Raw genomic sequence first — 298 nt, forward strand, 5'->3', positions numbered from 1 at the left:
GTGCTTGCTCCCTACCCCGCGTTGAAAGTCTCCGATATCGGTCAGGCCGCACATCTCATCGGATCGAGCCTTACCGCGGTTGACCTTCGCGGGTTGACGCGGATCGAGCTTGGATTTTCCGTGCTGATGGCCGCCGCTGCCGCCGGGCTGATGCTGGCTCTGGGATTCGCCGAGCGGCGCCGGGCCTTCGCAATCCTCGACGCCATAGGCGCCAGACCGCCGCAACTGGATGCCTTCCTATGGAGCGAGGGTCTCGTCATCATTATTGGTGGCGTGGTCTTCGGATTGTTCTCGGAGA

At 62.4% G+C, this 298-nt stretch carries 1 protein-coding gene; it reads left to right on the forward strand.

The features are described 5' to 3' along the window. Nucleotides 1–120: 120 nt before the first annotated feature. Nucleotides 121–298: FtsX-like permease family protein (locus EN852_RS43445; protein WP_348643560.1), on the forward strand; the 178-nt coding region annotated here is incomplete at its 3' end.

Source organism: Mesorhizobium sp. M2E.F.Ca.ET.209.01.1.1 (assembly GCF_004010375.2).
Taxonomy (GTDB): domain Bacteria; phylum Pseudomonadota; class Alphaproteobacteria; order Rhizobiales; family Rhizobiaceae; genus Mesorhizobium.